This window comes from Candidatus Zixiibacteriota bacterium (genome assembly GCA_014728145.1).
GTDB lineage: Bacteria > Zixibacteria > MSB-5A5 > JAABVY01 > JAABVY01 > WJMC01.
In genome coordinates this window covers 1-5,279 of the sequence record WJMC01000102.1, presented here as the reverse complement: position 1 = coordinate 5,279, position 5,279 = coordinate 1, and the positions used below count along the sequence as shown (strand labels likewise).

At 49.7% G+C, this 5,279-nt stretch carries 7 protein-coding genes; all 7 read right to left on the bottom strand.

The window, feature by feature from the left end:
- A partial coding sequence (locus GF404_06530) for a phosphatidylserine decarboxylase family protein (protein ID MBD3381835.1) occupies positions 1-348 on the bottom strand: 348 nt, incomplete at its 3' end.
- Positions 345-1,637, bottom strand: coding sequence for an adenylosuccinate lyase (locus tag GF404_06525; protein MBD3381834.1), 1,293 nt, complete (start codon positions 1,635-1,637; stop codon positions 345-347). The genes GF404_06530 and GF404_06525, both read right to left, overlap by 4 nt.
- Complete coding sequence (fsa, locus tag GF404_06520) at positions 1,634-2,284, bottom strand: fructose-6-phosphate aldolase (GenBank protein MBD3381833.1); 651 nt, start codon at positions 2,282-2,284, stop codon at positions 1,634-1,636. Before fsa ends, GF404_06525 begins: the two co-directional genes overlap by 4 nt.
- Before the next feature lie 34 nt (positions 2,285-2,318).
- Positions 2,319-3,047 carry a tRNA pseudouridine(38-40) synthase TruA gene (truA, locus tag GF404_06515; protein MBD3381832.1) on the bottom strand — a complete coding sequence of 243 codons (729 nt, stop codon included), beginning with the start codon at positions 3,045-3,047 and terminating at the stop codon, positions 2,319-2,321.
- A complete protein-coding gene (locus GF404_06510; protein ID MBD3381831.1) occupies positions 3,034-3,873 on the bottom strand; it encodes a hypothetical protein in 840 nt (279 codons plus the stop codon). The genes truA and GF404_06510 overlap by 14 nt, the downstream gene beginning before the upstream one ends.
- Before the next feature lie 6 nt (positions 3,874-3,879).
- On the bottom strand, positions 3,880-4,791 hold the full coding sequence (locus GF404_06505; protein ID MBD3381830.1) for a TonB family protein: 912 nt from the start codon (positions 4,789-4,791) through the stop codon (positions 3,880-3,882).
- Between the two features lie 130 nt (positions 4,792-4,921).
- Positions 4,922-5,278, bottom strand: a complete 357-nt coding sequence (locus GF404_06500) for a T9SS type A sorting domain-containing protein (protein ID MBD3381829.1) — start codon at positions 5,276-5,278, stop codon at positions 4,922-4,924.
- Position 5,279: the final 1 nt, after the last annotated feature.

The following is a 5,279-nucleotide window of genomic DNA, read 5'->3' as shown; positions in this document are numbered from 1 at the left end:
GTGATCCACCCGGTTAATTTTACCATCGACAGGTACTCGGTTGATATGTACATCCAGCATCGACAAGAATATCGACACACGTTTTTTAAACCCCCTGAAATAATCCGGGATATTCTCATCGACGGCGATCACCCGGCCATCAGCCGGAGCAACTACCGCATACGGATTATCCGGAGTAGCGCGATCCGGGTCGCGAAAAAAAAACACGATAATAAATATGTACAGAGTAACAGCAATGAGCAGGTACGAAAACAGCGCGTGGTCGATAGCGATAGTCATCAGACCGATCAATATGAACAACAGAATTCCGGGTATCAGAAACCTGAAAGATTCGGAAGAAAGCTTCATTTAAAAATCCGCTCGAGGATCATGTCCGTATTTCCGAGATAGGTCTTCAGATCAAACAGTTTTTCTATCTGCTCGCTCTCAACTCTTTCCCTGATTTGTGGATCATCCAGAATCTCGGTCTTGAAATCGCCACCTTTATGCCAGGCGGTATGGGCGGCACGCTGAACGATTTCATAGGCATCGGTACGTGAACCAAGTTTTTCGGTCAAATACAGGAGCAGTCTCCCGGAGACATACAGTCCCCCGGTCAATTCCAGATTGCGCCTGAGGTTTTCCGGGTAGACCACGATATTCTTGAGAATCTTCGTAACCCGGTTGAGCATGTAATGCACTCCGATTGTGGTGTCCGGAAGTATCACTCGCTCAGCCGATGAATGTGAAATGTCACGTTCATGCCAGAGCGGAACATTTTCCAGAGCAGTCATGAGGTTGGAACGCATCACCCGCGCCATCCCGCAGATATTCTCGGCCGAGATCGGGTTCTTTTTATGAGGCATCGCCGAGGAACCGGCCTGTCCTTTTCTGAATCCCTCCTCCAGTTCGCGAACTTCTGTGCGTTGCAGGTGACGAAGTTCGAGCGCGATCTTATCCAGCGTGGTAGCAATCATAGCCAGCGCCCAGATAAATTCGGCATAGCGGTCACGGCTGTTGACCTGGGTCGAGATCGGAGCCGACTTAAGGTCGAGCTTCCTGCAGATGATTTCTTCCAGCCGAGGATCGATATTGCCATAGGCACCGACCGCTCCGGAAATCTTGCCGACCGCGATGACCTCGATCGCATCTCGCAGACGCCGACGATTTCGATTCATCTCATCATACCAGAGCGCGAACTTGAGCCCCAGGGAGGTCGGTTCGGCATGGATCCCATGAGTTCGACCGATCTGAGGCTGATCCTTATACTCGTAAGCCTTGTCTTTAAGGACTGCCAGGATATCATCCAGTTTGACAGCGATCTTTTCACCCGCCTGTTTGAGAATCACCGCATTGGCGGTATCGAGCACATCTGATGATGTCAGGCCGTAATGGATCCAGACGGCATCCTCACCGAGAGATTCACCCACATTAGTTACAAAAGCGACTACATCGTGATGAGTACGCTGTTCGATTTCCAGGATTCTTTCGATTGAAAAGGCAGCGTTTTTGCGAATTCTTTCAACAGCGTCAGCAGGGATTTTACCGATTTCAGACCAGGCCTCACAGGAGGCTATCTCAACCTCAAGCCAGGTGGCAAATTTATGCTCGTCGGTCCATAATGCACCCATTTCGGGAAGGGTATATCTTTCGATCATATCCGCTCTTTTACCTTTTCCCAGTCGGCCAAAAACTTCTGCAAACCGATATCGGTCAGGGGATGTTTGACCAACTGGCTGATAACCTTAAATGGAATCGTGGAGACATCCGCACCCATAAGGGCCGCTTCGACCACATGCAGGGGATTTCTGATCGAGGCCACCAGCACCTCGGTCTGGTAGCCATAGTTGCTGTAAATCGTGACCACCTGCTCGATCAGATCCATGCCGTACTGCGAGATGTCATCCAGACGGCCGACAAAAGGTGAACAATAGGCCGCCCCCGCTTTGGCCGCCAAAAGTGCCTGGGTGGGTGAGAACACCAGTGTCATGTTGACCCGGATATCCTTGTCGTTTAAGGCTTTGGTGGCCTTGAGACCTTCCAGCGTACAGGGGATTTTGACCACTATATTCTTATGCAGTCCGGCCAGGTGCTGCCCCTCTTTCATCATACCGTCAAAATCAGTGGCGGTTACCTCGGCCGAAATCGGTCCGTCGACCTCTTCACAGATTTCAAGAATTATATCCTCGAACTTGCCTTCGACTTTCGAAATCAGGCTCGGATTGGTAGTAACCCCGTCGAGCACACCCATAGCATTGGCTGCCTTGATTTCTTTTATATCAGCGGTGTCGATAAAAAATTTCACTACGATGCCTCCATCCTGTTGGATTGTATATTGATCAGTATCGAATTTCCACCAGATACAAGCCGTTTGCCGGAGCAGTCAGCACTTTCTCCGATCTCTCGGGATTGTCTATCAGGTCCTTGAACTCGAACAACTCCAGCGACCCGGCATTGACCTTGATCATACTCCCAACCAGACTCCTGACCATACCATGCAGGAAACGGTTGGATATGATCTGGAAAGTAAACTCTTTGCCATCGTTTGTCCAGTATGATTTTTCGACCCGGCAGAGGTTGGATGGCTTCTGGGATTTCTTGACACAGAAGGATGCGAAATCATGTTCACCGCGGATATACGACGCCATCGTCTGGAGCAGATCGAAATCCAGCTTATCCTCGTAGCACCAGAACAGATTGCGACGGAGGCTGGAACGGTCACTATAAATCTGATACCGATAGTGCCGAGACAGCGCGGAAAAACGGGCGTTGAAATCGTCTCCGACTTCGGAGCAGTCTACAATAAGAATATCATCTGGAAGCACTCCATTTATAGCCTTGCGAACAGCATCAGCTCCCCAGTCAATATCCGCTTTGAAACTGGCTGTCTGCCCCAGAGCATGAACACCGGCATCGGTTCTGCCACCGCCGGTGATTTTAACCTCGTAACCGAGATGGTTCTCGAGGGCTTTTTCTATCTCACCCTGTACAGTCCGAAGTCCGGGCTGAACCTGCCAGCCTGAAAAGCCGGTACCATCGTATTCGATAGTCAGTTTAAAATTCGGCATGATATATCGACAAAAAGAGAATTAACATGACCAGCAGAAACACGGCCTCGAACAGGAAGTCCTCGGTCTGAAGCTGGTACAGCTTGATCGACGATCTTTTGCGTCCTGGTGAGTACCCCCGCAGTATAAGCGATTCAGACATTTTATCGGCACGCCTCAAGAGCGCTGACAGCAGAGCTGATAGAAGTCCCGGGAGTGTTCTGATTCGCTTGATTAGACTGCCGCCGGTATCAACTCCACGGGAAATCTGGGCGGCTCGAATCTGGCGCAGTTCATCGAACAGAAGCGGGATCGACCTCATCGCCAGAAACATCATCAAACCGAGCTGGTCGATAGGCACGCGAATAATCCTGAGAGGTCTCAGCAACCTGACGATCCCATCGGCCAGATCTAACGCGCTGGTGGTAAAGTTAAAAACCAGGGCTACCGCAAAGAAAAGCATTACCCGCCAGGCATAGGTCAGACCTGTAACCAGATTACCAGATGATATCTTAAACAGGTATAAGTCGAGATATACCCTTCCGTGCGCGGGTGAAAACAGCAGATGCAAAACCAAAGTTGCCAAAGCGATAAGCAGAAACGGCGTAACGTAACTCGACACCTCCCGCAACCGCAGGCGTGCAACATAAATAACCGCGCCCATAAACAGGCTGGCAAACAAATAAGCCAGTGGATTCAGTGTAATGGCGATAACTGCGATCAAAACAGCGCTTGCCAGCAACTTGAGACGAACGTCGAAGGCGACCAGCGGGCTGTCGTTTCCATTCGCGCTACCGAAGCCGGGATGGGCCAGGTTTATCGATGAATTAAAAATCACCTGTTTTATTCGGGCCTATTTATTCGGATCGTAAATCACTTCCATCGGATACCAGGCCGGTATCGGATCGCCGTTTTTATCCAGAGCTGGTTTAAACAGCGATTTATAAGCGGCATCTTTGGCATTGACATCGAACGGCGTATAGCGTGAGCGCTTGACGACATTGGCAAAACTCACCGTACCGTCAACATCAATCAAAACCCGTAAATTGGACTGCCCGGAACGACGAAGCCTCTTTAAATTTTCAGGATACTGGGCTTCAGCCTGATAAATCAGCTCCGGTTTCTTCGCGGGAGGCGGAAAGACGAAGCTGAACGGATCAAAGGGCGCGCCCTCATAAGGATCCTTCTCGGAAAACTGCGCCAGTAGAGATTTCGGGAAGTTGCCATGGAATGTGTACGAGAAAAAGACGAAGATCGATTCGTTCGAAGTGGAATCGGGGCGGAATGCATAGACCATGGTCGGATCCTGAATCATCATGATCGAAAACGGTAAGAACTCCTTGCCTTCTCTGAGCAGGAAATTATCGACACGGCTGACCATACGTCCCAGGTACGGTTCAGCCCTGAGCTTGTATTCCCATCCTTTGACACCATCCTGCTTGATATTGGAATAAGTCAGCATGATCGAATCGTCGGCCTTGTCGACTATGCGCCACGAGCCCAGCTTGACCAGACTGGTCAGGTCGAAATCGCGGTTGAGAAGTTTGTCGGCGTCATCAGCAAAGTAGACATTGCCGGTGGGATACTTGATCATCCACATCTCCGGATAGACCGGAGGCAGGGGTTTGTCACTTTCGAAGCTGGCTGAAAAAACTTCAATCGCATATCGGCAAATGTATTTTTGACGCCCTGAAGCGCTGGTAAATGCAATCAGTGATAACAAGATCATGAAGAGAATTAAGCGTTGCCAGGATTTCATAGTCATCTCCCATTTTCAGTCTGTTTATACTGTAATACCCGCCAATATATGCAGATTTCCCTAAACTTCAATAATCTAATAAAAAAAACCCGCCATTTTGGCGGGTTAGCTTACTATACAAGTCGGATAATAATTGCTATTTCATCAGAAGCATTTTACGGCTCTGGTAATTATCTCCGGTGTCCAGCCGGTAGAAATAGACACCTGTGGCCGTACGGCTTCCGTCCTGCGCGGTTCCATCCCAGCGTACCTCGTATCTGCCGGCATCCTGCGGGCCGTTCACCAGGGTCTTGACTTCCTGACCGAGGATATTGTAGATCTTCAGGCTGACCTGTTCAAAATCACGATCGAGGTCATAAGCGATTGTAGTGGTCGGATTGAACGGGTTGGGATAATTCTGGCCGAGATTGAAATCACGCGGGATCTGATCGTTATCGGTATCGCCGTAATAATCACCGGCATCGGTCGCAATCTGGTTTAAAAATGCTATGATC

Coding starts and splice junctions, on each gene's coding strand:
- GF404_06505 (MBD3381830.1), bottom strand. CDS start 4,791: ATGACTATGAAATCCTGGCAACGCTTAATTCTCTTCATGATCTTGTTA.
- truA (MBD3381832.1), bottom strand. CDS start 3,047: ATGCCGAATTTTAAACTGACTATCGAATACGATGGTACCGGCTTTTCA.
- GF404_06525 (MBD3381834.1), bottom strand. CDS start 1,637: ATGATCGAAAGATATACCCTTCCCGAAATGGGTGCATTATGGACCGAC.